Origin of the sequence: Herbaspirillum sp. AP02 (assembly GCF_015767275.1) — a bacterium.
Classification (GTDB): Bacteria; Pseudomonadota; Gammaproteobacteria; order Burkholderiales; family Burkholderiaceae_D; genus Herbaspirillum.
Genome location: NZ_JADWMY010000001.1, coordinates 1030464 through 1054851 on the forward strand (window position 1 = coordinate 1030464; position 24388 = coordinate 1054851).

The 24388-nt window shown below is 63.5% G+C and carries 23 protein-coding genes; 3 read left to right on the forward strand and 20 right to left on the reverse strand.

The genetic code is table 11. The features are described 5' to 3' along the window. Positions 1 to 30 precede the first annotated feature (30 nt). The 4 genes from I5R65_RS04675 to speB all read right to left on the reverse strand — a co-directional run bounded on the left by I5R65_RS04675 (position 31) and on the right by speB (position 4132). Entirely contained in the window at positions 31 to 798 is a 768-nt protein-coding gene (locus tag I5R65_RS04675) for an amino acid ABC transporter ATP-binding protein (protein ID WP_305037732.1), read from the reverse strand. Continuing rightward, positions 795 to 1670, reverse strand: coding sequence for an amino acid ABC transporter permease (locus I5R65_RS04680; protein ID WP_180667420.1), 876 nt, complete (start codon positions 1668 to 1670; stop codon positions 795 to 797). The genes I5R65_RS04675 and I5R65_RS04680 overlap by 4 nt, the downstream gene beginning before the upstream one ends. Next, complete coding sequence (gene argH / locus I5R65_RS04685) at positions 1667 to 3115, reverse strand: argininosuccinate lyase (RefSeq protein ID WP_180667418.1); 1449 nt, start codon at positions 3113 to 3115, stop codon at positions 1667 to 1669. The genes I5R65_RS04680 and argH overlap by 4 nt, the downstream gene beginning before the upstream one ends. 63 nt (positions 3116 to 3178) lie before the next feature. Beyond that, entirely contained in the window at positions 3179 to 4132 is a 954-nt protein-coding gene (gene speB, locus I5R65_RS04690; RefSeq protein ID WP_180667417.1) for an agmatinase, read from the reverse strand. A 138-nt stretch (positions 4133 to 4270) separates the two neighbouring features. On the opposite strand from speB, the gene I5R65_RS04695 reads away from it, so the two are divergent. Beyond that, complete coding sequence (locus I5R65_RS04695; protein ID WP_180667415.1) at positions 4271 to 5164, forward strand: LysR family transcriptional regulator; 894 nt, start codon at positions 4271 to 4273, stop codon at positions 5162 to 5164. 82 nt (positions 5165 to 5246) lie between these two features. On the opposite strand, the gene I5R65_RS04700 is transcribed toward I5R65_RS04695, so the two are convergent. The 6 genes from I5R65_RS04700 to I5R65_RS04725 form a co-directional block, all read right to left on the reverse strand. Next, positions 5247 to 6380 carry an ABC transporter ATP-binding protein gene (locus I5R65_RS04700; RefSeq protein WP_180667414.1) on the reverse strand — a complete coding sequence of 378 codons (1134 nt, stop codon included), beginning with the start codon at positions 6378 to 6380 and terminating at the stop codon, positions 5247 to 5249. Then, positions 6377 to 7027 (reverse strand): ABC transporter permease, encoded by a 651-nt coding sequence (locus I5R65_RS04705; RefSeq protein ID WP_006464554.1) that lies wholly within the window; start codon positions 7025 to 7027, stop codon positions 6377 to 6379. The genes I5R65_RS04700 and I5R65_RS04705 overlap by 4 nt, the downstream gene beginning before the upstream one ends. A 10-nt stretch (positions 7028 to 7037) precedes the next feature. Continuing rightward, the gene (locus I5R65_RS04710) at positions 7038 to 7952 is read right to left on the reverse strand and encodes a glycine betaine ABC transporter substrate-binding protein (RefSeq protein ID WP_180667412.1); all 915 of its coding nucleotides are present in this window, start codon (positions 7950 to 7952) and stop codon (positions 7038 to 7040) included. A gap of 82 nt (positions 7953 to 8034) precedes the next feature. Beyond that, complete coding sequence (locus I5R65_RS04715) at positions 8035 to 8748, reverse strand: ABC transporter permease (protein ID WP_180667410.1); 714 nt, start codon at positions 8746 to 8748, stop codon at positions 8035 to 8037. A gap of 599 nt (positions 8749 to 9347) precedes the next feature. Next, on the reverse strand, positions 9348 to 10046 hold the full coding sequence (locus I5R65_RS04720) for a DUF4197 domain-containing protein (RefSeq protein ID WP_006464551.1): 699 nt from the start codon (positions 10044 to 10046) through the stop codon (positions 9348 to 9350). Positions 10047 to 10119: 73 nt separating this feature from the next. Next, positions 10120 to 11454: an MFS transporter gene (locus I5R65_RS04725; RefSeq protein ID WP_180667409.1), complete on the reverse strand. Its 1335-nt coding sequence runs from the start codon at positions 11452 to 11454 to the stop codon at positions 10120 to 10122. A gap of 288 nt (positions 11455 to 11742) precedes the next feature. Between I5R65_RS04725 and I5R65_RS04730 the strand changes: the two genes are divergently transcribed. Beyond that, positions 11743 to 12141: an NINE protein gene (locus tag I5R65_RS04730; RefSeq protein ID WP_180667407.1), complete on the forward strand. Its 399-nt coding sequence runs from the start codon at positions 11743 to 11745 to the stop codon at positions 12139 to 12141. Positions 12142 to 12165: 24 nt separating this feature from the next. On the opposite strand, the gene I5R65_RS04735 is transcribed toward I5R65_RS04730, so the two are convergent. From I5R65_RS04735 to I5R65_RS04770, 8 genes are all read right to left on the reverse strand, one after another. Beyond that, entirely contained in the window at positions 12166 to 12348 is a 183-nt protein-coding gene (locus I5R65_RS04735) for a DUF1289 domain-containing protein (protein ID WP_370460932.1), read from the reverse strand. 310 nt (positions 12349 to 12658) lie between these two features. Continuing rightward, complete coding sequence (locus I5R65_RS04740; protein ID WP_180667406.1) at positions 12659 to 14017, reverse strand: hemolysin family protein; 1359 nt, start codon at positions 14015 to 14017, stop codon at positions 12659 to 12661. A 129-nt stretch (positions 14018 to 14146) separates the two neighbouring features. Next, positions 14147 to 15673, reverse strand: a complete 1527-nt coding sequence (locus tag I5R65_RS04745; RefSeq protein ID WP_180667404.1) for a sulfite reductase subunit alpha — start codon at positions 15671 to 15673, stop codon at positions 14147 to 14149. 2 nt (positions 15674 to 15675) lie between these two features. Then, positions 15676 to 16683, reverse strand: a complete 1008-nt coding sequence (locus tag I5R65_RS04750; protein ID WP_180667695.1) for an FAD:protein FMN transferase — start codon at positions 16681 to 16683, stop codon at positions 15676 to 15678. Positions 16684 to 16767: 84 nt separating this feature from the next. Next, complete coding sequence (locus tag I5R65_RS04755; RefSeq protein ID WP_180667403.1) at positions 16768 to 17598, reverse strand: DUF4198 domain-containing protein; 831 nt, start codon at positions 17596 to 17598, stop codon at positions 16768 to 16770. A 53-nt stretch (positions 17599 to 17651) separates the two neighbouring features. Further along, entirely contained in the window at positions 17652 to 18197 is a 546-nt protein-coding gene (locus I5R65_RS04760; RefSeq protein ID WP_180667401.1) for a DUF2271 domain-containing protein, read from the reverse strand. Positions 18198 to 18273: 76 nt separating this feature from the next. Further along, a complete protein-coding gene (locus tag I5R65_RS04765; RefSeq protein WP_180667400.1) occupies positions 18274 to 18918 on the reverse strand; it encodes a PepSY-associated TM helix domain-containing protein in 645 nt (214 codons plus the stop codon). Between the two features lie 164 nt (positions 18919 to 19082). Beyond that, positions 19083 to 19754 carry a glutathione S-transferase family protein gene (locus I5R65_RS04770; protein ID WP_180667399.1) on the reverse strand — a complete coding sequence of 224 codons (672 nt, stop codon included), beginning with the start codon at positions 19752 to 19754 and terminating at the stop codon, positions 19083 to 19085. 330 nt (positions 19755 to 20084) lie between these two features. Between I5R65_RS04770 and I5R65_RS04775 the strand changes: the two genes are divergently transcribed. Next, entirely contained in the window at positions 20085 to 21524 is a 1440-nt protein-coding gene (locus tag I5R65_RS04775) for a PLP-dependent aminotransferase family protein (RefSeq protein WP_180667397.1), read from the forward strand. Positions 21525 to 21593: 69 nt separating this feature from the next. Here I5R65_RS04775 and I5R65_RS04780 read toward each other — a convergent pair whose 3' ends face one another. Together I5R65_RS04780 and I5R65_RS04785 are read right to left on the reverse strand one after the other, a co-directional pair. Further along, the gene (locus tag I5R65_RS04780) at positions 21594 to 21875 is read right to left on the reverse strand and encodes a helix-turn-helix domain-containing protein (protein ID WP_180667395.1); all 282 of its coding nucleotides are present in this window, start codon (positions 21873 to 21875) and stop codon (positions 21594 to 21596) included. Positions 21876 to 21889: 14 nt separating this feature from the next. Beyond that, positions 21890 to 24217, reverse strand: coding sequence for an FdhF/YdeP family oxidoreductase (locus tag I5R65_RS04785; RefSeq protein WP_180667394.1), 2328 nt, complete (start codon positions 24215 to 24217; stop codon positions 21890 to 21892). Positions 24218 to 24388 lie beyond the last annotated feature (171 nt).

The window sequence follows — 24388 nt, forward strand, 5'->3', positions numbered from 1 at the left end:
CCCTTTCTGGTTGAGTTCTGCAATGCCGCATCAGGCCAGGATGGCCGCGATGAATTCCTGGGTACGTCGGTGCTGCGGGCGCGCCAGCACTTCACCGGGGGTGCCGGCTTCGATCACCTGGCCACCATCCATGAACACCACCCGGTTGGACACTTCACGTGCAAAGCCCAGCTCATGCGTGACCACGATCATGGTCATGCCGCTCCTGGCGAGATCCTTCATCACCGCCAGCACTTCGCCGACCAGCTCCGGGTCCAGCGCCGAGGTCGGTTCGTCAAACAGCATCAGCTTGGGCCGCATGGCCAGTGCGCGGGCAATCGCCACGCGCTGCTGCTGGCCACCGGAAAGTTCAGAGGGATAGGCATCGGCCTTGCCCGCCAGGCCCACCCGGGCCAGCAGGGCCAGTGCCTCTTCCTTCACTTCGGCGCGACGGCGCTTCTGCACCACCACCGGACCTTCCATGATGTTCTGCAGCGCCGTCATGTGGGCAAACAGGTTGAAGCGCTGGAACACCATGCCGCTGGCCAGGCGCTGGCGGGCGATCTCGCCGTCGGACAGCTCGATCAACTGGTCGCCACGGCGGCGATAACCCAGCAATTCACCGCCGACCCAGATGGCCCCGCCATCGACGCTTTCCAGCTGGTTGATGCAACGCAGGAAGGTACTCTTGCCCGAGCCCGAGGGACCGACGATGCAGGTCACGGCACCGGCCTCGACTTCCAGGTTCACGCCCTTGAGCGCGTGGAAGCCGCCATAGTATTTCTGGACCTCATGGGCCACGATCATGGGTGTGCTCATCCTGTCGCTCCCTGTGCGACCACCACACGTGCGCGGGCCTTGGCGCGGCGCTCGCGGGCAAACATCTGTTCCAGGAAATGCTGGCCGATGGAAAACACCGTCACCACCGCCAGGTACCAGACGGTTGCCACGATCAGCAGTTCGATCACGCGGGCATTGGCGAAATAGATGGTCTGGGCGTTGTGCAGGATTTCGGAAAACTGGATCACGCTGGCCACCGAGGTCAGCTTGATCATGCTGATCACCTCATTACCCACCGGCGGAATGATCACCCGCATGGCCTGCGGCAACACGATGCGGCGCAAGGCGGTCAGGCGCGTCATGCCAATCGCCTTGGCGGCCTCGGTCTGGCCATTGTCCACCGCCAGGATGCCGCCGCGCACCACCTCGGCGGTATAGGCGCCCTGCCCGATGCCCAGCCCCAGGAGACTGGCCACGAAGGGCGTGATGATGTCCACCGTACGCGCCTCGAACCAGCCAGGAATGCCCAGGGTCGGGAACACCAGCGCCAGGTTGAACCACAGCAGCATCTGCAGCAGCAGGGGCGTGCCCCGGAAGAACCAGATGTAGAAGGTCGCCACCGCCTTGAGCAGCTTGTTGGGCGACATCACCATCACCGCGAAGACCACGCCCAGCACGATGCCCACCACCATCGCATAGATGGTCATGAGGATGGTGTTCAAGAGGCCCTGCAGGATCACCTTGGCCGTCATGAACTTGGCCACCACCGCCCACTCGATCTGGCCGTGGGCGAAGGCGTGTACCACGAAGCCCAGCGCCAGCAGGATCAGCGCGGCCGACAGCCAGCGTCCGTAGTAGCGGCGCGGCACCACCTTGAGATGGTCGATGGCATAGGGGGAGATGGTGCTCATGCTGTCGCTCCCGCTGTTGTTCCCACTGCTGACGGCAGCACCGCCTGCTGTGTCCACTGGCGCTGCGCAGCCACGGTGGCCTGCAATCTTTCCAGCTGAGCCTGCACCTGCAGCGGCGCGGTACCGCCATGGCCGCTACGCGCCGCCACAGCGGCCTCGGGCGTGAGAACCGTGCGTACTTCGGGCAATAGATGTGAACTAATGACTTTCAACTCCGCATCGCTCAACTGATGCAGCTCCACCCCGCGCTCTTCGCAGGCGCGCACCATGGCACCGGTGATCTCGTGCGCCTGGGCGAACGGCACGCCGCGACGCGACAGCCAGTCCGCCACTTCGGTGGCAAGGGTGAAACCCTGGGTGGCATCGGCACGCATGCGCTCCTTGTTCACCTGCAGCGTACGCATCATGCCGGCCATGGCCGGCAAGACCATATGCAGCACGTCGATGGCCTCGAAGGCCGAATACTTGTCCTCCGACAGATCGCGATTGTAGGAGAACGGCAAACCCTTCAACGCCACCAGCATGTCCATCAGCAGCGAGATCAGACGGGCCGAGCGGCCACGGGTGAGTTCGGCGATATCGGGATTTTTCTTCTGCGGCATGATGGAACTGCCGGTGGAGAAGGCATCGTCCAGTTCCACCCAGCGGAACTGGCGCGACACCCACAGCGTGACTTCTTCCGACAGGCGCGAGAGATGCGTCCCCAGCATGGCACAGACGAACAGGAATTCAGCCACGTGATCGCGGCTGCCGACGGCGTCGATGGAGTTTTCACAAGGGCCGTCATAGCCCAGCTCGGCGGCCGAGATCGCCGGATGCAGGGCGATGGCCGAGCCCGCCATGGCCGCTGCGCCCAGCGGTGAACGGGCGGCGCGCCTGTCCCAGTCGATCAGGCGCGAGATGTCGCGACTGAAGGTCTGCGCATGGGCCAGCAACTGGTGCGCAAACACCACCGGCTGCGCCGCCTGCAGATGCGTGAAGCCGGGGACCAGCGTGTCGAGATGCTCGCCGGCCTGGTGCGTCAGGGCATCCTGCAGGTCCAACAGCAAGGCGCCGACGGCGCGTGCCTGCTCGCGCAAATAGAGCTTGAGGTTGTTGGCCGCCTGATCATTGCGCGAACGGCCGGCACGCAGCTTGGCTCCGGTCGGGCCGAGCGCCTCCACCAGCACGCGCTCCATGAAGGTATGCACGTCTTCGTCGCCTGCGGTGGGCCGCACGGCGCCACTGGCGATGGCGGCATCAAGTTCGCCGAGCTTGGTGACGATGGCGTTGCATTCGGCCTCGGTCAGCAGCCCGGCCAGGCGCAACTGGCGTGCATGGGCCTGGGACGAGACGATGTCGAAACGGGTCAGCCGGAAATGATCCAGGCCGCCCCGCGAGAGCGTCATCAGGGCCGGGTCGGGTGGCGAACGGAAACGCGCGCCCCAGAGGCGGGTATCAGTCATGCTGCTTCCTTCTCATACGGTAGTGGCGGGGTGATGCAATGGGTTGCAGTATCGGGGGCGCAATCAGGCACGATATTTCACACCCGGGAAAACACAGAGCATTTCGTATGCCAGGTTGGCCGCCACCAGCGCGGTGGTGCCGGCCTGGTCATAGGGCGGCGAGACCTCGACCACATCGGCCGAGACGATGTCCAGCCCCTTGCAGCCACGGATGATTTCCATCCCCTGCTGCACCGTGAGTCCGCCGATTTCCGGGGTGCCGGTGCCGGGCGCGAAGGCCGGATCGAGTCCATCGATATCGAAGGTGAGATAGACCGGGCCATCGCCCATCTGCGCGCGCACCTCTTCCATCAGCGGCGCCAGCGAGCGATGCCAGCACTCCTCGGCCTGCACCACCCGGAAACCCTGGGCGCGGCACCAGTCGAAGTCATCGGCGTGATAGCCGGTACCGCGCAGGCCGATCTGCACCACCCGCTTGGGGTCCAGCAGGCCCTCTTCGAAGGCGCGGCGGAAGGGCGTGCCGTGGGCGATCTTCTCGCCGTTCATGGTGTCGTTGACGTCGGCATGGGCGTCCACGTGGATCAGCCCGACCGGGCCGCGATGGCGCGCCATGGCCCGCAGGATGGGCAGGGTCAGGGTGTGGTCGCCGCCCAGGCTGATGGTCTTGCAGCCGGTGGCATAGATGGCGTCGTAGGCCTCCTCGATCATGCGTACCGAGTCCAGCAGGCTGTAGGGATTGAGCGCTACGTCGCCAAGATCGGCCACCTTCAGCGAATCGAAGGGCGCGGCCCGGGTGGCCATGTTGTAGGGGCGCAGCAGCACCGATTCGGTGCGGATCTGGCGCGGACCGAAGCGCGTACCGGAACGGTTGGAAGTGCCGATATCCAGCGGCACGCCGACGAATCCCACGTCCAGGCCAGCGGGATTTTCCACATGCGGCAGGCGCATCATGGTGGCAATCCCCCCAAAACGGGGCATCACATTACCCCCGAGGGGTTGATATAGTGCATGTTCCATCGATGCTTATCCTTGTATCGCCAATGAGCTTGAATGCATTCTAGCGAGCCAGGATTAGCGAAGATATATCGATGTGGCGACGTTTACATCGATATCCATCGATGTAAAAATGCGGTTTCCACCCGCTACCGCTTCCTCATGCTCAACAATGTCTTCGATCTGGACCTGCGCCTGATCCGCGTCTTCCTGGCGGTGGTGGATTCGCACGGGGTATCGGCCGCACAGGCCAAGCTCAATGTCGGCCAGTCCACCATCAGCGCCCAGTTGAACACCCTGGAGACGCGCCTGGGTTTTCGCCTCTGCGAGCGCGGCCGGGCCGGTTTCAAGCTGACCGCCAAGGGCGAGAAGTTTGCCGATTCGGCGCGCCGCATGATGGATGCGCTCTCCGAGTTCGGCATGGAGGCCCGCAATCTCGACAAGCGCCTGGTCGGTACCCTCTCCATCGGCCTGATCGGCCACACCCCGGCCCATCACAACACCCGGCTGTCGGACGTGATCCGCCAGTTCCGCCAGCGTGATGAAGCAGTGCGCATCGAACTGCTGGTGCGCACGCCCAGCGAGCTGGAAGAGATGCTCTTGAACGGCAGCATCCAGATCGCCATCGGCTACTTCTGGCGCCGCGTCACCGCCCTGCAATACACGCAACTGATGCTGGAGCGCCAGGTGGCCTACTGCGCCCCGCCCCACCCGCTGTTCGACCAACCCGGCGAGATCGACCCGGAACAAGCCGCGCAACATGCCTGGGCCTGGCGCGACTACCCGGTGCCACCCGGCCATGTCCCCATCCACCGGCGCAACATCATGGCCGTGACCGGCAATATGGAAGCCATGTCCATCCTCATCCTCTCCGGCCAGCACCTGGGTTACCTGCCCGAGGAAATGGGTCGCGAGTATGTCGCCCGCGGGCAGATGCGGGCCCTGAACCGGACCCAGTTGTCCTATGAGGTCGGCATCAGCGTGGTCACCAATCGCAGCAGCGTGAACGAACCCATCGTGGCGGCCTTCCTGGAAGACCTGAAGGCGGCGCAATAAACCAGGTTGAAGCGAAGCTGGACACAAAAAAAGGGCAATGCCTGCGCATTGCCCTTCTGCTTTCCACGGCTGACGTGAAGAATCAGGCCGCCATCGCCATCCCGCGCGACTTGCCCGAGCTGAGATAGCTGGCGATCGAATCCTGGGTCACCTCGCCCAGGTAGCTGCCGTCGTTGGCGATCACCGGCATCCAGCTGGTGCTGTGCTTGTACATCTTGGAGAGCACCACGCGCAGGTTTTCATCCGGGGCGGCATTCATGGTGAAGGGACGCACCATGTCCTCGGCCACGCCGGTATTGCCGCGCACATCGCGCCGGGTCAGGTAGCCCAGGGCGCGGTTCTCGGCATCGATGATGGTCAGATAGCGCGAATCCTGGTCATCCATCAGCGCCAGTGCCTGGTCGCAGGACACATCCGGCTGCGCCGTGGCCGGGGTGGTGGCGGCCTCGCCGGCCCGCACCAGCAGCAGACGCTTCAGGGTGTGATCCTGGCCGACGAAGGCGCCCACGAAATCATCCTTGGGGCGCGCCAGCAAGGTGTCGGGATTGTCGAACTGCACCAGCTTGCCGGCGCGGAAGACGGCCACCTTGTCACCCAGCTTGATGGCTTCGTCGATGTCGTGGCTGACCATGATGACGGTCTTGTTCAACTGCCGCTGCATCTGGAAGAACTCGTTCTGGATCGATTCACGGTTGATCGGATCGACCGCACCGAAGGGTTCGTCCATCAGCAGCACGGGTGCATCCGCCGCCAATGCGCGGATCACGCCAATGCGCTGCTGCTGGCCGCCGGACAATTCACGCGGATAGCGCTTGAGGAATTTCTTCGGGTCCAGCGCCACCATGGCCATCAGCTCGGTGGCGCGCGCGTGGCAGCGCTTCTTGTCCCAGCCCAAGAGGCGCGGAACGATGGTGATGTTCTCTTCGATGGTCATGTTGGGGAACAGGCCGATCTGCTGGATCACATAACCGATATGGCGGCGCAGTTCGACTTCATCGATGCCAGAGGTGTCCTTGCCATCCAGCAGCACGCGACCCGAGGTCGGCTTGATGAGCCGGTTGATCATCTTCAGGGTAGTGGTCTTGCCGCATCCCGAGGGGCCGAGGAAGACGCAGATCTCGCCTTCGGCCACCTTCAGGCTGACGGCGTCCACCGCCTTGACCTGGGTGCCGTCTTTTTGGGTGTAGGTCTTGCTCAGTTGGTCCAGTTCGATCATTTTTGAACTCCTTTCGGTGTCAGGATTTTCTGCAGTCGTTGCAGCAGGGTGTCGGCGATGATGGCGAGGACGCTGATCATCACGGCGCCGACCACGAGTTTTTGCATATTGCTCTGGCTGATGGCATGCAGGATCAGCACGCCCAGGCCGCCGGCGCCGATGACGGCGGCAATGGCCATCACGCCGATGTTCATCACCACGGCGGTACGCACGCCGCCCAGGATCACCGGCACCGCCAGCGGCAGGTCCACCATGCGCAGGCGCTGCCAGAAAGTCATGCCGATGCCGATGCCGGCCTCCTTGACGCCGGCTTCGATGTTTTCCAGCGCCAGGTAGGTGTTGCGCATGATCGGCAACAGCGAATACAGGAACACGGCGGTGATCGCCGGCAAGGGGCCGATGCCCGCGCCGAATTTGGAGAACACCGGGATCATCAGCCCGAACAGGGCGATGGAAGGCAGCGTCAGCACAATGGTGGCCAGGCCCATCAGCGGGCCGGCCAGCCAGCGCACGCGCACCACCAGGATGCCCAGCGGCACGCCGAAGAGGATCGCCAGGCTGACCGCGATGCCCACCAGCTTCAGGTGTTGCAGGGTCAGTTCAAGGATGTTGGGCCAGTCCGATTGCAGGTATTGGAAGATGTTCATGGTGTCCTCCTCAGATCAGGCCGGCTTGCTTGAGGAAGTCGGCGGCCACCTTGGCCACCGGTTCCTGGTCGATGTCGACGCGTTTGTTCAGTTCGGTCATGGTGGCCGTGTCGATCTTGGCGGCCAGTTCGTTCAATTGCCCGGCCAGCTCGGGGTTCTTCTCCAGGATGTCCTGGCGCACCACCGGGGTCGCCTTGTAGGCAGCGAAGTAGCCCTTGTCATCCTCCAGCAGTTGCAGATCGAAGCCCTTGATGCGGCCGTCGGAGGCATAGGTCAGGCCGACGAACAGCTGTTCGTTCTTCAGGGCCGTGTAGACCAGTCCCGGGTCCATCTGCTTGACCTCGCTGCGATCAAGCTTGAAGCCATAGAGCGCCTGCATCGGCCCCAGGCCGTCGGGACGGGAGGCGAACTCGTAGTCCACGCCCATGAGGTGGGGCTTGTTGCCGTCGCGGTCATCCTCGTTGATGCGCTTGGCCAGGTCCTGCAGTGAATGAATCTGATACTTCTCGGCCAGCTCGCGCGGCATGGCGAAGGCGTAGGTGTTGTTCAATTCGGACTGGTTCAGCCAGGTCAGGCCACGCGGGGCGTCCAGTTCCTTGACCTTCTGGTAGATCTGGTCGGGATCGAGCTTGTCCTCGATGTGGTTGTAGACGATCAGGGCGGTACCGGTGTAATCCCAGACGATGTCGAGCTGCCCGCTTTCCAGGGCCGAACGCATCAGGGTGGTGCCCAGGCCGTTCTTCAATTCGGTGTCGTAGCCCTTGGCGCGCAGGTATTGCGCGGTCATGTCCGAGAGCAGCAATTGCTCGGTGAAGTTCTTGCCGCCGATGACCAGGTTCTGCGCCTGCGCACGGGCCGCGCCGAACATGGCCAGGCCCATGGCGAGGGCACACAGGGCGTATTTTGCGATGGTCTTGCTTGTCATGCTTTCCTCTCTACCGCTCTGCCGGTACGGCGGCGTGCGGTCGTTCTTGTGATGGAAGTGCGATGCTGGGTCTTGCGCTGCTTCAGGTACGCAGCCCGCGTCGGGCCAGGTAGAGGCCGGAGAGCGTGGTTACCAGGGCATCCAGCACCAGGGCCAGCAAGGCCGTGGCGGCTGCACCCAGCAGCAGTTGGCCATGGTTGTTCAGGTAGATGCCGGGGAAGATCAGGCCACCCAGGCTCTCACCGCCGATCAGCATCGACAGCGGCGCGGTACCGACGTTGATCGCCAGCGCCGTGCGCACGCCACCGACGATGATGGGCAACGCATTGGGCAATTCCACCCGCAGCAGGATCTGGTGCGGCTTCATGCCGATGCCGCGTGCCGCCTCTTTCATGGCAGCCGGCACGTTCTTCAAGCCCTCGAAGGTATTGCGCACGATGGGCAGGAGCGAAGCCAGCCACAGCGCCAGGATGGTGGGACCATTGCCGATGCCGAAGAAGGCCAGTGCCAGCGCCAGCACGGCGATGGATGGGATGGTGTTACCGATGTTGAAGATCTGGATGAACTTCTCGGCGCTGCCCTGCATCGAGGGACGCGAGAGCGCAATACCGGCGGGAATGCCGGCAGCCAGGGCCAGCACCATGGAAAAGAAGACCAGTTCCAGGTGCTTGCCGGTGTAGTAGACCAGGTCACCGCGATACTTCTGGATGACGTCCGGGCCGATCCACCAGACCAGTCCTGCAAGGACCAGCGCAATACCGCATGCGCCGGCGAAGACGTGACGAACACGTGTCATGTTACCCCCGTTGGTATAGCCGGCACGACATGACGCCGCGACGACGGGTTATAGAGTCAATTTTTAAGGGGCTCGCTTGCCCGAAGGGCGTATCGTTTGGATGCGAACCGAAAGCTGCAAGGGCAGCGATGAAACCGAAGCGATGTAGCCAGCCTCGGCATGATGCACACCGGACAGGGATGGGAACAGGTCACCGTGGAGAACGGATCGGCGTTCGCGCTGCCAGCCGGAAATTTGGACAACCCGCACAAGCGCGGATCGGACACTGCTAAGAGTCGTAGTTGAACAAGTTATGTCGCGAAGACAAACGATAGTTTAAACCAATCGCTTAATGCTGTCCAGCAATGTAGCAATATGAATCCATAACTTGCAGATCTGAAGCACTTTTAAAAGTTCCCAACAGCGGTCAATATGCTGTTAAAAGAGTGCAACCTGAAAACCGCCCATCCGGCGCTATCCCTTGCCCCAAGCGGCATCCTGCCGAGCTTGGCGGTGATGTAAAGAGTCAAAAAAAATCGCCGGTCACGGCCGTGACTGGCGATCTTTCATCATGCACTCTGCTAGCGGCGGCCAGCGTTGGAAATTGGCCTGGAGCGTTTTCAGCGGATGGCACCAAACACCTTGCCGATGATGGCGCTGCCACTGCCCACCGGGTCTTTGCGGATCGCCTTTTCCTCTTCGCCGATCATCAGGAACAGACCATCCAGCGCGCGCTGCGTGACGTAGCCCTCCACCGTGCTCTGGTCGGCGCTGACCAGTCCGGACTTGGCGACCTGCCCCATCACAGCGTTATAGCGGCCGGAGAGCCCGTTGCGGTCGGTGATCTGCTTGACCAGCGGCAGGAACTTCACGGCCAGTTCGCCCGAGGTCTTCTGGCGGAAGAAGTCGGTCACCGAGGTGTCGCCACCTGTCAGGATGTTCTTGGCATCGCTCACCGACATCGCCTTGACTGCGTTGATCAGCAGCGGCTTGGCCAGCGGCACGGCGGCTTCGGCCGCATGATTCATGTCGGCGACCAGACCATCGACCTGACCACCCATGCCGGTCATGCGCAGGATGGGCATGGCCTGCTCCAGGGCCCCTGGCAGGTGGATCTTGACCTTGTCGTTGTTCAGGAAACCATTGGGACGCCCCAGGTTGGCCACGGCGGTACTGGCGCCCTTTTCCAGGGCGGCCTTCAGACCGGCACTGGCGTCCTGATTGCTCAGGTCGGACAGGGAAAATGCGAACGCGCTGCAGGAGGCGAGGATCAGGCTGGCCGCTACCAGGCGGCGCAGGGGGGAGGAAGGCAGGGACATGCGGGACTCCATCGTGGCGTTGGGACTAGGTGATCGGGCATGATACCAGCCCGCCCGCGCCATCCCTATTGGCTCATTTGCCGCGCGACAGCTCCAGGCCCGCGTTGTGCGGCAGCCTGCCGCTGATCGGCACCGAGGCTACCGAGAACAGGCCGATCACCACGAAGGCCGGCCAGAAGTCGGCAGCGACGATGCTGGAATGGCCTTGCAGGTGGTTCGACAGCTGCAGCACGATACCGGCCACGGTCACGCCCAGTCCCAGCGACAGCTGCTGGATCACGCTGGCCAGGCTGGTGACGCGACCGGCATCGCGGTTGTCGATGTCGGCATAGGCAATCGAATTGAGACAGGTGAACTGCAGTGCCGGGAACACGCCGCCCATCAACACGATGGTGACAATGAGCAGATAAGGCGTATGGATGCTGAAGATGCCGTACGCCGCCAGGGCGATGCCGGCGAACACGGCATTGACCATCAGCACCGTGCGGAAGCCATAGCGGCGCAGCACGCGGCTGGCCAGCAGGCGGATGAACAGCGCACCGAAAGCCGAGGCACAGGTGATGCTGCCGGCCTGGAAGGCAGTCATCCCCAACCCTTCCTGCAAGGCCAGCGGCAGCAGGAAGGGCACCGCACCCAGGCCGATGCGAAACAGCGAACCGCCCACCACGCTGGCATGCAGGGTGGGAATGCGCAGCAGCCGGAAGTCCAGCAGCGGGAAGGCGATCTGGGTGGAATGGCGGTAGTACATCACCAGCGCGATGGCGCCGATGGAGCACATGGCCACCGGCGTGGCACCGTCGACCAGATGGCTGCCGAACAGCGACAGGCCCAGCATGATCATGGCCGCGCCGACCGAGGTCAGCACAAAACCCTTCACATCCAGCGGTGCCGGGTCGTCTTCCTTGAAGTTCTGGATGAAGCGCTTGGCCAGGTACAGGCCCAGGAAGCAGAACGGGATATTGATCAGGAATACCCAGCGCCAGTGGAAGTAGGTGGTGATGAAGCCCCCCAGCAGCGGCCCCACCACCGGCCCCAGCAGCGCCGGCAGGGTGAGGTAGCTGACCGCCTTGACCAGTTCGGACTTGTCCACCGAGCGGGCGATGATGACCCGCCCCACCGGCACCATCATGGCGCCGCCTATACCCTGCAGGAAGCGCGCCGCCACGAAGGTCACGAGTGACCCGGAGACCGCGCACAGGATGGAACCGGTCATGAACACGATCATGGCCGCGCTGAACACCTTGCACGCGCCCAGCTTGTCGGCCATCCAGCCGGAGATCGGGATGAACACACCCAGCGCCGCGACATAGGCGGTCATGGCCAGCTTGAGGGTGATCGGGTCCTGATTGAGATCGCGCGCCAGCGCGGGGAGCGAGGTGGCCAGCACGGTGGCGTCCATGTTTTCCATGAACAGCGCACAGCCGACAATAAGCGGAATGAGCAGCGAAGGTCGCACGATGGGCAACAGATGGCGGAATGAAGGTGGCGGAGGTTCTGTGCCTCCTGAAGCTTCACAGTTTATACCAGTTGAGCTTTTCTTGCGGGCAAGCCCCGCGGGCCCGGGCTGACCGGTGCCTGTTCCCGAACTTCAGTTCTGTTTGTAGCTCTACCGTGAGGCAACGCGCCGCCCGCGCAATACAATGCGCAGGGCAGCACACTTTTTACAGTTTTGAACTGCACTTTTCATGGAGCCTGCATGACCAACGACACCCACAGCAAAACCCTGGGCTACCTGCTCTGGATCTTCGGATTCACCGGCGCTCACCGCTTCTACTATGGCAAGCCGGTAACGGGCACGATCTGGTTCTTCACCTTCGGCCTGGCCGGTATCGGCTGGCTGATCGACCTCTTCCTGATCCCTTCGATGGACCGCCAGGCCGATGCCCGCTTCGTCGGCAGCGAGGTCAATTATTCGGTGGCGTGGCTGCTGCTGACCTTCCTGGGCCTGTTTGGCGTACACCGCATGTATATCGGGAAATGGATTTCGGGCATCCTCTACCTGTTCACGGGCGGCTTCTTCCTGCTGGGCGTGCTTTACGATTTCTGGACACTCAACGCGCAGATTTCGGAACGCAACCACGGCAAGCGCCTGTAATGAGGCGGCGGTACAGCACCGCCGCTATTTCTTCTTCAGCGCCTTCAGGCGCTTGGCGGCCAGATGGACGGTTTCCAGCTGCGCCTTGTGCTTCATGGATTTCCAGTCCTTGATTTCGTCCCGCGTGCGCCCGCAGCCGGTACAGACTTCGTGCTTGAGCTTGCACAAGGATACGCAAGGGCTCTTGACCTCTTTTCCCAATTTCACTTCCCGCTTGAATACGTCACAGACCTGACTGTACTTCAATGCAGCAGGCGCTGCTGCGGATGTGAACTTCCCTCGACATCAACAACGATGGCGATGGCGATGGCGAAATCGACCGACAAAAAAAGCCCGCATCCTTGCGGATGCGGGCTGCCCACGACTACCTCTGCTACGGTTACTTCATTTGCTGCGTTTGCTACTGTGTAAAACAGTCGTCTGCTTTCCCCGAGTACCAGTCTTTCAAGCAAACGACCGAGGGGAAGTATCCAGTTTTAAGGCCGTCGTTGGGATAGGAAAAGTCTGAAAAAACGCATCAGTTGGTACCGGCTTCCTTGTCGCCCTTATCGGCCTTATCGCTCCTATCCGACTTGTCAGACTTATCCTGCTTGAAGCGAGTGACCAGCAACTGGTTGATGCGATTGCCCTCGATGTCGACCACCTCGAACTTGTATTCCGAAAACAGCACGAAATCGGTCTTCTTGGGAATCTTGCGCAGCATGTACATGATGAATCCGGACAGGGTCTCATAGCCGACCGGATTGGGATATTCATCGATGTCCAGTTCGTTCATGACATCGTTGAGCGGTGTGAGCCCATCCATCAGCCAGGAGTTTTCATCGCGGCGGACGATCTGCTGCTCTTCCACGGTGATGGCCAGCAGATTACCCATCAACACCCCGGTGACATCGGTGATGCTGATGATGCCCACCACCAGTGCATATTCGTTGACCACGATGGCCAGGTCCTCGTCCATGGCCTTCATGCGCTCCAGCACTTCCCACAGGTTCAGGCTGTCGGGAATGGACAGCGGGGTATGCACCAGGCCCTTGTCGGCCAGCGAAAACTGCTCGCCCTTGAGCAGGCGCTTGAGGACATCCTTGCTGTCGATGTAACCCAGCACGGCATCGATGTGGCCCTCGCAGACCAGGAAGCGCGAATGGGGGTGTTCGATGATCTTCTGGCGTATCGTGTCTTCACTATCGGTGAGCAAAAAGTAAACAATACTGTCACGCGGCGTCATGGCCGAAGGCACATAGCGGCTTTCCAGTTCGAACACGTTTTCGATCAGGTGATGTTCCTGCGTGAGCAGCACGCCAGCCTGGGCACCCGCATCGACCATGGCGTGGATCTCGTTGGGGGTAATCACGTCCTGGCGCACCTGGGGCAGGCCGAACAGGGTAAAAAGCCATTTCGACAGGCTGTTGAAGAACCAGACCAGTGGTCTGAACAAGGTCTCCAGCAACAGCATGGGCTTGACCAGTGCCACCGCGGCACGCTCCGGTGCGGCCATCGCCAGACGCTTGGGCATCAGATCGGCGAAGAGGATGAAGAAGGCCGTCACCACCAGGAAGGACATGGCGAAGCTGACATTCTCCAGCAGCGGGCCGACATAGAAGGTGCTGATGATCTCGCGCATGTGCGGTGTCAGCGCAGGCTCGCCGACCACGCCACCGAGGATGGCAACCGCGTTCAGGCCGATTTGCACCACCGTGAAGAAGTTGCCCGGCTGCGCCTGCAGGGACAGCACCCGGTCGGCATTCTGTATACCTTCCTTGGACATCATCTCCAGGCGGATCTTGCGGGAGGCCGCAATCGAAATCTCGGCGCAGGAAAGAAAGGCGCTGACCACCACCAGGAGCAGGATCAGCAGCAGACTGGCGAATAGGCTCATGTTGTTCTTATCTCCTTGATTTGACGTGACATTCTCTCGCGCAACGGGGAGAAAAAGCAAATGCCGGCAAATCCGCTGGATTTTCCGGCATTGTCCGTCAAGTTCAGCTGTGAGGCCCGACATCTGCCGTCAATAGACGTCGCGCCGGTAACGCCCCTGCTCGGCCAGCGCCTGCAGGGCCGCCTCGCCGAGAATCTCCTGCAGCGCCTGCGTGACGCCAGCCGCCATGCCCTGCAGGCTGCCGCAGACGTACAGACTGGCGCCCTGCTCCACCCAGTGCTGCAGTTCTGCGCCAGCCTGGCGCAGCTTGTCCTGCACATAGATGCGCTGCGCCTGGTCGCGCGAAAAGGCCAGATCCAGCCGCTGCAGATAGCCATCGGCCAGCCAGGCCTGCAGTTCTTCGCCATGGAAGAAGTCATGCTGGCGCGAACGCTCGCCGAAGACCAGCCAGTTGCGCCGCTGCCCGGCGGCGATGCGCTGGCGCAGATGGGCAAGCAGGCCGGCCAGCCCGGTGCCGTTGCCGATCAGGATCAGCGGCCGGTCGCCCTGCGGGCCATGGAAGGCGGTATTGACCCGCACCCGCAGGTCGATGTGCTGGCCCGGCGCGGCATGCAGGCCCAGCCAGCCGGAACCGATGCCAGCCCGTCCATCGGGCTGGTGCATGAGCCGCACCATCAGCGCCAGGCCACCATCGGCCGGTAGCGAGGCAATCGAATAGGCACGGTGCGGCAAGGGTTTCAGGCGGGCGAGCAGGTCAGCGCCGGACAAGCCGCGCAAGGCCTGCAGCGCTGCGGCCTCGTGCGGCAGCAAGCGGCTGGCGAGCGCCGCAGCCAGCGTTGTCGTTTCATTCTGCAAACCCAGCGCTTGTATGAAGCTCTGTACTGCCTGGTCGCTGTTGCGCGGGCCGATCTCGGCGATGTCGCCGGCCTGCCAGCTCGGCGCGGGCAGGTCCAGCGGCGTGAGTTGCAGGTGGTACACCGCCCCACCCGCGCTGCCCGGATTGAGTAGCCGGCGTTGCGCCAGCCGCCAACGTCCATAGGCAGGCGCACTCCAGTCCGTCTCGTCGCTATGACCGCTGAGGACACCCAACTGATGTTGCCAATGGCGCAGGGCGCCGTCGTCGCCATTGTCCACGTCAATCACATCGAACAACGGCTGTGCATGGCGGCGTCCCAGCCAGGCATGCAGCGCATAGCCGAAGGCGCAATATTGCTGGTAGCTGCGGTCGCCCAGCGCCAGCACGCCGAATTGCAGTTGTGGCAGCGACATGCCCGGTGAGACCGCTCCCATGCGTTGCGCCAGGGTGGCGGCCATGTCGGGCGCATCGCCCTCGCCGGTGGTGCTGACCACGAACAGGAGCAGTCGGCTGCCCAGCAAGTCATCCTCGCGCAACTGGTCCAGCGGCAGCACGCGCACCGCCATGCCGCCGGCCCGCAAGCTCTGCGCGCTCTGCAGGGCCAGGCGCTCGGCCGTGCCGGTCTGGCTGGCAAAGGCCAGCAGCACGGTGGCGGCATCGCTATTGCCGGCACCCGCGCCCGCCCATTGCGCCTGCTGCCGGCGCTGCGCGCGGCGGTAGGTGAGCGCCGTCATGACGCAAAAGACGAGGTAGGTCAGCGCGATGAGTGCCGCCAGCAGATAACGGGTCTGCAGTGCCATGCTCACTCCAGCATGGCGGCCAGGGCCGGGGTCATGGTCTCGCGGTAGCCCTGCGACTGCGCGCTGATGAACTGCGCCGCAATGCCGCGCCGGCGGGCGAAGGCCATGCCGGCCTCCTCGCCCAGCACGGTCAACACGGTGGCCAGTGCATCGGCCACCATGCACTGCCGGTGCAGTACCGTCACCGAGGCCAGCGCCTGCCGTACCGGTGCGCCGGTACGCGGATCGATGGTGTGGGCATAGCGCTGGCCCTGATGATCGACATAGCGGCGATAGTCGCCCGAGGTCGCCACCGACAGGCCGTGCAGCGCCACCACCATGCCCGGGGCGGTATCGTGCGGCGGCCGTTCCAGCGCCACCCACCAGGGCTGGCCGTCGGCCTTGACGCCCTGCCCGGCCAGCTCGCCACCGATTTCCACCAGCCAGCTTGCACAGCCAAGTTCATGCAGGGCCTGCGCCACCAGGTCGACCGCGTAACCCTTGGCGATACCTGAAAAATCCAGAGAAACGCCACCGGCCTGCAGCACCCGGCGCTGCTCGCGATCCAGCACGATACGCTGCCAGCCGCAGCGCTGGCGCATGGCCGCAAGGCGCTCCGGTGCGGGCGGGTGCAGGCGGTCGGCGGCCACGCTACCGGCACCGAAGCCCCACAGATCGACCAGTGGCCCGACCGTGGGATCGAAGGCGCCGTCGCTGTCGGCCGCCATCGTCAGCGCGGCATCGAGCACCGTAAAGAACGCTGGCGGCAATGCATGCCAGCTACCGGCCTCGGCCCGGTTGAAGCGGCTGATGATGGACTGCGGCGACCAGGTGCTCATCTCGTCGATCACGCGCTGCAACTGCGCCTGGATGGCATCGGCAATGGCCACCGTGGCCAGCGCCGGCGGGGCCAGCACTTGCACGCTCCAGGTCGTGCCCATGGTGTCGCCGGCCAGGCGATGGCCCACGGCCTCAGCGGACAGCGTCGGCGGGGCCGCCAGATCGACAGGGATCAACACGCGATGGGACATCGTCACCGCTCACACTCCAGACAACACTCCAACAAGAAAACGGCGCCCGCACTGCAGGCGCCAACAAGGTTGATCAAACCGTGCTCAGGGCAGCACTTCGATAGTGGCGATGTAGGTGGCGCGGCGTTGGGTGGCCTGCGGCAGCGTGGTCTTCTGGTCGGCGGCGCTGGCTTCCATCCAGTACATGCCCGGGCCCGCCCACTTCACGCTGAACTTGCCGTCGGCCGCGGTCTTGAGCTTGGTATCGAGCAGCTTGTCGCGATAGCGGATGCCGCCGGGGACCAGTTCCACCTCGACACCGGCGGCCGGCTTGCCGTCCAGCAGCAGCTGGAAGGTCGCGGTATCACCCGCTACCAGGTCGGTGGGATGGGTCACCGGGACCAGTTCCAGACCGGTGCCGGTCGGCGCCAGGGCGGCCGTGGTCGGCTTGCCGGCGGTGACGAAGGTCTCCACCCGGCTATTCATCTGGGTCACCTTCAGTTCGGTGGCGTTGGCCGGGATTTCCTTGGCCAGGGCATCGGCGCTACCGCGCCAGCGTTTCTGCTGACCATCGATCTTGTAGCTGGCAAAGACGCCGTTGTTGACCACGGCGATCTTGTAGGTGCCGGGCTGGCTCAGTTGCACATCGAAGGTACTGCGATACTTGCCGGTGGCGGCATTGACCGCCTGCAGCGGCTTGCCATCGGGGCCGGTCACCACCAGCCCGTCCAGGCGCAGCGGGAAGTGTTCGAAGTAGAACAGGTCGTTGGAGACCGCCGCATCCACCGTTACCCAGGCCTCGCTGCCGGAGAGCACGGTGGCCGAGGGCAGCAGCCACTGGCGATGGGCATGGGCCGACAGGGGCAGGCTGATGGCCAGGGCCAGCGCGGCGATCTTCATGGAACGGGCGGTGAAATGCTTCAGGGAAAACGTCATGACAGGTTCCTCTTTCTTGATGGTTTTATGGTGTGATGGTCTGCTTCAGGGCCTCAGGGCTTCAGTTCCAGCGCCACCGCGCCCAGTTCGCTACTGCCCTGGCCCTTGGCGCTCTGGGCCGACTTGGGCGGCCACTGGAATGGCAGCTTGACCAGTTCGCGTCCGCCGACTTCGCGGGCGGCTTCCACCATCAGCACATAGTCACCCGGGGCCAGATTGGCCAGCGGCCCCTTGGCGGAACCGAAATTGAGCTTCTGCTCACCCGGCGCGCGAGTGGCACCGCTGACGCCGTCGATCGGCATCTGCTGTTCGCGTCCGCTGCGACGCCACCACTGGCGCATATCCTTGAGCCACTTCTCACCTTCCTTGTCCTTCTTCTTGACGTCGTACCAGACCGCCAGGTTGGCCGCCACGCTCTGGTCGGCACGCTCGATCCAGGCCGCCAGGTAGGGCCGGTGGTATTCGGCCACGTTCAGGGTGGGGATCTCGATCTTCAGGTTCATCTCCGCCGCGCCAGCCGGAGTGGCCGTGGCGAACAGCGCCGCCATGGCCAGCGCCAGGGCGGTCGGTTTGAGCAGCATGGAATGGCTACGCTTCATGTGACCTCGCAAAATAAGACAGGATGGCTGGCTGCAAGCCCACCGGGCTTGTCTGGCTGGGAGAAAAACGCAAGCTTCAATTCATGAACAGCAGCGCCAGCAACAGTGGCGCCACCAGGCCCAGCGCGACCAGCGGCCAGGTGGCCGGGCGCTTGCCGGCATGCATCTGCAACAGGAACAGCCCGGTGATGCAGAACACCAGGCAGGCCACGGCGAAGACATCGATGAACCAGCTCCAGGCGGCACCGGTGTTGCGGCCCTTGTGCAAGTCATTGAAATAGGAAATCCAGCCGCGATCGGTCTTTTCGTATTCGACCTGCCCGTCTTCCAGTGCCACCCGCAGCCAGGCATCGCCGCCGGGACGCGGCAGCGCCACATAGACCTCGTCGGTCGACCACTCCGCCGCCTGGGTGCCCACCACCACCGACCATTGCTGGGCGACCCAGTCCCGCACCGGCGCAGGCAAGGGGTCCTTGCTGTCGCCTTTGGTATCGCCGGCGGATGCCGCCTCGGCCTGCTGGCGTAGCGGGGTCAGCAGCGCGGGCGGCAGCACGGCGGTGCGATGCACCACCTGCGGCTTAGCTTCGATCTGCGCGGCGTGGTTCAGCGTCAGGCCGGTGACGGCGAAAGCCAGCATCGCCACCAGGCAGATGCCGGAACTGATCCAGTGCCACTGGTGCAGGTGCTTGAGCCAGAAGGCCCGACGCTTCTGGTCAGGCATGGGATGAGCGGGGCTGGCCGCAGGAGGGTTCATGGGACGGCGACGAGGGCGATGCGCCTCAAACAATAATAATTCTCAATTATATCTGTACTCTCGCCCTGCGCCAGCCCTGGCGTCAGTCATTTACTTTGCGATACATGCCGATACAAGCACGGCTGCCGGAACTAGCGCAACAGCTCATAAGGCCCGCCCTTTTCCAGCGCCCGCTGGTAGGCCGGCCGGGCGTGGATGGCTTCCAGGTAGCGGAGCAGCCTGGGATAACGCGCATCCAGCCCGCCCCGCGCCCGCAGGCCCTCGACCGGGAAACTCATCTGGATGTCCGCCCCCGTGAACTGCGCGCCGGCGAACCAGCCGTCCTTGCCCAGTTCGGCTTCCATGAACTTGAGCTGCCGCTCCTGCTGCGGCGCGACCAGGCGGCTGCGCATGCCCTGCGCCAGCATCTTGGCGATCGGACGGATCAGCACCGGCACGGCCCCGGGCATCTTGGCGAAGATCAGGCCCAGCAACAGCCAGGGCATGGCCGAGCCTTCGGCGAAGTGCAGCCAGTAGCGATAGCGCAGGCGCTCGGCAGTACCGGCGGCCGGCAGCAGGCCACTGTCGGCGCCGTAGCGCTCCAGCAGGTATTCGATGATGTTGCCCGACTCGGCCACCGTCAGATCGCCATCGGTAATCACGGGCGACTTGCCCAGAGGGTGGACCGCCAGCAGTTCCGGCGGCGCCAGCATGGTCTTGGGATTGCGCTGGTAGAACTTGATCTGGTAATCCAGCCCCAGCTCTTCCAGCAGCCACAGTACGCGCTGCGAGCGGGAGTTGTTCAGGTGATGCACGGTGATCATGGCGGCGTCCTTGTAGAATGCGGGCTTAGGGCCTGTTCATATTTAATCTACGAGTGCGAGAGGTCGCCAAGCGTTGACTGCCTAGGCGCAGCGACGCGCCGTAGTGGTGCTACGGCAAGGAGCTGCAACAACGGCAGGCGACGCTTGGCGGCCTCTCCCGGAGGGTTGGCGCCAGAAGGCGCGCTGGCGGCGTTGCACGTCAGGGCTGGTGGCACCACCACCAGCCCTGACGCGCGCCTTGCCACCACGCCTTCTGGCGCCAACGCATCTCGCAGATTAAATATGAACAGGCCCAAACACTCTAACACCACTCTCCCACACCCCTGCTCCATGGCCGCCATGCCTCTCTACAAACAATTTGCCGACCAGCTGGCGGCCTCGATCCGCGCCGGCGTGCTGCGCCCGGGCGAGCGCATCGCCTCGGTACGCATTGCAAGCCAGCAACACAAGGTCAGCGTCACGACCGTGGTACGTGCCTACGAACTGCTGGAAAGCCAGGGCATCATCGAAAGCCAGCCGCAATCCGGCTACTTCGTGCGGGCGCAGGCCGAGACCGTCGCCATGCCGGCGGCCAAGGCCTCGCGCGAGGATCACCCGGCCTGGCAGGAATCGACCGAGGTCGATGTCAGCCGGCTGGTGCTGGCCACGCTCAGGACCATCCAGCAGGACGGCACCGTGCCGCTGGGGTCGCCCTACCCCAACCCGGCGCTCTTCCCCTCGCACCGGCTGGCACAATACGCCGGCAAGATCGCCCGCCATGCCAGCCAGTCCAGCGTGTTCGACGACCTGCCGCCGGGTCACCCGGAACTACTGCGCCAGATCGCCCGACGCTACCTGGAAAACGGTCTCAAGGTCGCCCCCGAGGAAATCGTCATCACCGTCGGCGCGACCGAGGCCATCAACCTCTGCCTGCAAGCCGTGGCCAAGCCGGGCGACACCATCGCGGTCGAGACCCCGACCTTCTATGCCATGCTGCACGCCATCGAGCGACTGGGCATGCGAGCGCTGGAAATCCCTACCGACCCCGAACGCGGGATGGACGTCGGGGCCCTGGAAGAATGTCTGAAGACGCAAGCGGTGGCGGCCTGCATGGTGATGCCCAACTTCCAGAATCCACTCGGATTCCAGATGCCGGACAGCGAAAAGGAAAGGCTGGTGCGCCTGGCCGAACAGCACCAGATGCCGCTGATCGAAAATGCCGTCTACAGCGAACTCTATTACGGCAATGCCCATCCGTCCTCGCTGAAGAACTACGACCGCGAGGGCCTGGTGCTGCACTGCTCGTCCTTCTCCAAGAGCCTGACCTCGGCCTACCGCATCGGCTGGGCCATGCCCGGCCGCTACCGCGACCAGGTGGAAAAGCTCAAGTTCCTCAACACCCTGGCCACGCCCACCGCACCGCAACGGGCCATCGCCGAATACCTGACCCAGGGCGGCTACGAGCGTCACCTGCGCCGGGTACGCCGCGCCTTTGCCCAGCAACGCGAGTTGATGCGGCACTTCGTGCTGCGCTTCTTCCCGGAAGGCACGCGGGTCTCCGCGCCCGAAGGCGGTTATGTGCTGTGGGTGGAATTGCCGCCGCAGGTGGATGCGATGGAACTGTATCGCCGCAGTCTGGCACTGGGGATCACGGTGGCGCCGGGGCGCATCTTTGCGGCCACCAATCGCTATAGCCATTTCATCCGGCTCAACTACAGCTATGACTGGTCGAGGGAGATCGAACAGGCCCTCAAACTGATGGGCAAGCTGGTGCAGGAACTGGCGGATTGAGTTGTTCTGGTCTGTTCGCGCAGAAGGCGGTGGTACTTAGGTCGCGCTCAAGTAGCGCTCAGGCAGTGCCTACTGAGGCGGCGGCACCAGCAAGCTGACGCTGCCGGTCCCGTCCTCGTTCATCGCTACCTGCACCACGCCGGCCTCTTCCAGCGCCGACAGCAGACGCCGCAAGGTACTCATGCGCAATTGCGTGCGCTTGGACAGGCGCGCCAGTGACAGCGCGCCGCCCTCCTTCTCTTCTGCATCGGCCTGCAAGGTTTCGACGATGAGCAGTACCTCGGGCGGCACGCCCAGTTGCCGCGCCCGCTCCTGCAGGTCGCCGCTGCCCGGGTCCGCCGAGTCTGCCATGTCTGCCTCTCTATCTACGCCGCCGCGCGCTGCACCGCCGAACGCGACAGCAGCACCGGAATCGACTTCGAGGTCGGCGTGCGGGCCTGGTCGGCAAAGCTTTCCAGCGGTACCAGCGGGTTGGTCTCGGGATAGTAGCTGCCGATGCAACCACGGGGAATGTCGTAGCCCACCAGCAGGAAACCATCGGCGCGACGTTCCACGCCATCGTCCCAGACGCTGGTGATATCGACCCACTCGCCATCCTTCAAGCCCAGCATCTGCAGATCGGCCGGGTGGATGAACACCACCCGGCGCTGGCCGAACACGCCGCGATAACGGTCGTCCATGCCATAGATGGTGGTGTTGTACTGGTCGTGCGAACGGGTGGTCATCAGGGTCAGCAGCTTCTCGCCGTGGATCGCCCGGGCACGATGGATGGGCGTGTCCTTGGGGATGTCGAGGACCATGAAGTTGGCCTTGCCGGTGCTGGTCTTCCAGACCCGGTCACGCGAGGCCACGCCCAGGTGGAAGCCACCCGGATTGGCGATGCGTTCGTTGTAGCCCTTGAAGGCATCGTAGACCTTTTCGATGGCGTCGCGGATGCGCGAATAATCCTCGGCGTACCACAGCCAGTCGATCTGCGGACCGTTGCTGCGCGACTGCATGGTGGCCTGCGCGATATGCGCCACGATGGCGGTTTCCGACATCAGCTGCTCGGAAGCCGGCTTGTTGATGCCATAGGAGACGTGCACCATGCTCATCGAATCCTCCACCGTCACGCCCTGCGGACCGGACTTCTGCATGTCGATCTCGGTGCGGCCCATGGTCGGCAGGATCAGCGCGTCACGGCCATGTACCAGGTGACTGCGATTGAGCTTGGTGGTGATATGCACCGTCAGATTGCAGGAGCGCATGGCCTCGAAGGTGCGCGGGGTGTCGGGCGTGGCCATGGCGAAGTTGCCGCCCAGGCCGATGAAGACCTTGGTGCGCCCTTCCAGCATGGCCATGACCGAGCCGACGGTGTCGTTGCCGTGGTGACGCGGTGCCTTGAAGCCGAACACCTGTTCCAGGCGATCCAGAAAGGCCGGGGTCGGCTTTTCGTCGATGCCCACGGTGCGGTCGCCCTGCACGTTGGAGTGACCACGCACCGGACACAGGCCCGCGCCCTGGCGGCCGATGTTCCCGCGCAGCATCATCATGTTCGACAGCAGCTGGATGGTGGCCACCGCATGCTTGTGTTGGGTCAGGCCCATGCCCCAGGTGGCGATGACCGCCTTACCCTTGACGTAGACCTGGGCCAGCTTTTCGATGTCGTCGCGGGAGACGCCAGATTCCTCGACGATGTCGTCCCAGCTTTCGCCACGCGCCTGGGCGGCGAACGCCTCGAAGCCGGCGGTATGTTGCTCGATGAAGGCCACATCGATCACGCGCTCCGTGCCTGCGGCCAGGGCAGCGTCGTCCAGCTCGATGGTGCGCTTGATGACGCCCTTGATCAGCGCCAGGTCACCGCCCAGCTTGGGATGGATGAACATGGAACTGATGCGGGTGCTGCCCATGGTCAGCATCTCGACCTTGCTCTGCGGATCGGCAAAGCGTTCCAGGCCGCGTTCCTTGAGCGGATTGATGGCCACGATGGTGGCACCGCGCTTGGAGGCGTGACGCAGCTCGCCCATCATGCGCGGATGGTTGGTGGCCGGGTTCTGGCCGAACAGCAGCAGCGTGTCGCAATGGTCGAAGTCTTCCAGCAACACGGTGCCCTTGCCGACGCCGACAGTCACCGGCAGGCCCACGCTGGTGGGCTCGTGGCACATATTGGAGCAGTCGGGAAAATTGTTGGTGCCGTACTGGCGCACGAACAGCTGGAACAGGAAAGCCGCCTCGTTGCTGGCGCGGCCGGAGACGTAGAAGTCGGCCATGTCCGGATTGGGCAAGGCATTGAGATGCTGGCCGATCAGTTCGAAGGCGGCACTCCACTCGATCTTGCGGTACTTGTCGGTGGCGGCGTCGTAGACCATGGGATGGGTCAGGCGGCCGTGTTCTTCCAGTTCATAGTCCGACTGCTGCATCAGCTCGGCCACGGTGTGCTGCGCGAAGAAATCGGGCGTTACCCGCTTCTTGGTCGCCTCGGCGGCCACCGCCTTGACGCCGTTTTCGCAGAATTCAAAGGTGGAGGTATGCTCCCGGTCCGGCCATGCACAGCCGGGGCAATCAAAACCGTCCGGCTGGTTCTGCGACAGCAGGGTGCGCAGCCCCTTGCCATCGGCCACATGTTCCTTGACCAGGTTCAGCGCCACGTATTTCAGTGCGCCCCAGCCGCCTGCGGGTTGATTGTATTGCTCGATTCTTGGTTTGGAAGGCATGATGTCTCGGGTCGGAGTGGAGTCCAGTGTAGGTGAAGTCTAGGTCACACCAAACCAAACAGGAATGCACAGGAACGCACGCCGGATTCAAGTACAGTGCAGGTCAAGCAAGCCGCTCAACCATCTCTCGCGCCCGCGACCCGCCCCTGCCTCCTTTATCTGGCGCCGCCC

Bases quoted from the DNA above. Each gene is read 5' to 3' on its own strand.
- I5R65_RS04675 (WP_305037732.1), bottom strand. From the start codon at position 798: ATGAGCACACCCATGATCGTGGCCCATGAGGTCCAGAAATACTATGGC.
- I5R65_RS04680 (WP_180667420.1), bottom strand. From the start codon at position 1,670: ATGAGCACCATCTCCCCCTATGCCATCGACCATCTCAAGGTGGTGCCG.
- argH (WP_180667418.1), bottom strand. From the start codon at position 3,115: ATGACTGATACCCGCCTCTGGGGCGCGCGTTTCCGTTCGCCACCCGAC.
- speB (WP_180667417.1), bottom strand. From the start codon at position 4,132: ATGGAACATGCACTATATCAACCCCTCGGGGGTAATGTGATGCCCCGT.
- I5R65_RS04695 (WP_180667415.1), top strand. From the start codon at position 4,271: ATGCTCAACAATGTCTTCGATCTGGACCTGCGCCTGATCCGCGTCTTC.
- I5R65_RS04700 (WP_180667414.1), bottom strand. From the start codon at position 6,380: ATGATCGAACTGGACCAACTGAGCAAGACCTACACCCAAAAAGACGGC.
- I5R65_RS04705 (WP_006464554.1), bottom strand. From the start codon at position 7,027: ATGAACATCTTCCAATACCTGCAATCGGACTGGCCCAACATCCTTGAA.
- I5R65_RS04710 (WP_180667412.1), bottom strand. From the start codon at position 7,952: ATGACAAGCAAGACCATCGCAAAATACGCCCTGTGTGCCCTCGCCATG.
- I5R65_RS04715 (WP_180667410.1), bottom strand. From the start codon at position 8,748: ATGACACGTGTTCGTCACGTCTTCGCCGGCGCATGCGGTATTGCGCTG.
- I5R65_RS04720 (WP_006464551.1), bottom strand. From the start codon at position 10,046: ATGTCCCTGCCTTCCTCCCCCCTGCGCCGCCTGGTAGCGGCCAGCCTG.
- I5R65_RS04725 (WP_180667409.1), bottom strand. From the start codon at position 11,454: ATGGAAAACATGGACGCCACCGTGCTGGCCACCTCGCTCCCCGCGCTG.
- I5R65_RS04730 (WP_180667407.1), top strand. From the start codon at position 11,743: ATGACCAACGACACCCACAGCAAAACCCTGGGCTACCTGCTCTGGATC.
- I5R65_RS04740 (WP_180667406.1), bottom strand. From the start codon at position 14,017: ATGAGCCTATTCGCCAGTCTGCTGCTGATCCTGCTCCTGGTGGTGGTC.
- I5R65_RS04745 (WP_180667404.1), bottom strand. From the start codon at position 15,673: ATGGCACTGCAGACCCGTTATCTGCTGGCGGCACTCATCGCGCTGACC.
- I5R65_RS04750 (WP_180667695.1), bottom strand. From the start codon at position 16,683: ATGTCCCATCGCGTGTTGATCCCTGTCGATCTGGCGGCCCCGCCGACG.
- I5R65_RS04755 (WP_180667403.1), bottom strand. From the start codon at position 17,598: ATGACGTTTTCCCTGAAGCATTTCACCGCCCGTTCCATGAAGATCGCC.
- I5R65_RS04760 (WP_180667401.1), bottom strand. From the start codon at position 18,197: ATGAAGCGTAGCCATTCCATGCTGCTCAAACCGACCGCCCTGGCGCTG.
- I5R65_RS04765 (WP_180667400.1), bottom strand. From the start codon at position 18,918: ATGCCTGACCAGAAGCGTCGGGCCTTCTGGCTCAAGCACCTGCACCAG.
- I5R65_RS04770 (WP_180667399.1), bottom strand. From the start codon at position 19,754: ATGATCACCGTGCATCACCTGAACAACTCCCGCTCGCAGCGCGTACTG.
- I5R65_RS04775 (WP_180667397.1), top strand. From the start codon at position 20,085: ATGGCCGCCATGCCTCTCTACAAACAATTTGCCGACCAGCTGGCGGCC.
- I5R65_RS04780 (WP_180667395.1), bottom strand. From the start codon at position 21,875: ATGGCAGACTCGGCGGACCCGGGCAGCGGCGACCTGCAGGAGCGGGCG.
- I5R65_RS04785 (WP_180667394.1), bottom strand. From the start codon at position 24,217: ATGCCTTCCAAACCAAGAATCGAGCAATACAATCAACCCGCAGGCGGC.